1 protein-coding gene is annotated in these 626 nt (G+C 52.2%); it reads right to left on the reverse strand.

Annotation, left to right across the window (positions count from 1 at the left end):
- Positions 1 to 67: 67 nt before the first annotated feature.
- On the reverse strand, positions 68 to 271 hold the full coding sequence (locus E3374_RS17720; RefSeq protein WP_345890593.1) for a helix-turn-helix domain-containing protein: 204 nt from the start codon (positions 269 to 271) through the stop codon (positions 68 to 70).
- Positions 272 to 626 lie beyond the last annotated feature (355 nt).

Below are 626 nucleotides of genomic sequence, written 5' to 3' on the forward strand. Positions count from 1 at the left end.
TCCCGATGCTATCAAGAAAGTCGATTTATATACTGGCGTTCAGTTTCTCGGCCCGGCGGATCGCTGGCTACTGCGCGAGGGTCTCCAGACGGGGAGAGGGACCGAGTGTTGCAGAGATGAGTTGGCTCTCGGCCCGGTTGAGAAGGTCCGACATCGAGGGCTGGGAGATATCCAGTTCGTTTGCGAGCTCTTTAGCGGTCGTTTGGCGTGGCTGTTCGTAATAGCCACGGGACAACGCGAGTGACAGCGCCTCGTACTGTCGTTCCGTCAATCCATACGGTACCGATTCCTCGGACGTCGAAGGGTCCTGCGTAATTGAGAGAATCTCAACCGAGATGCCGTACTCCTCACAACTGGTCTGGAAGGTCTTGAACGCGGGATAGTCTTTGCAGACTTTCTACTCGTACCACCCCGCTGGAGTAATGCGTATCGCGTCGACGAGCGGTAGCAACGGTGAACGGAGATGAACCTCGGCAGTAATTATCATTGTTGAGTATTACATGTTGGCAGCGTTTCTTTGCGGGATTTGGATACCAACCACCTTTCAGTTACGTTATTATGAACGGATAAGTTGAGCCTTGTTTAGACGGTTAGATTCGATCAGTCTGAAGGTTGTTCCACTAGTA

The organism is Halorhabdus amylolytica (assembly GCF_004944975.1).
Classification (GTDB): domain Archaea; phylum Halobacteriota; class Halobacteria; order Halobacteriales; family Haloarculaceae; genus Halorhabdus; species Halorhabdus amylolytica.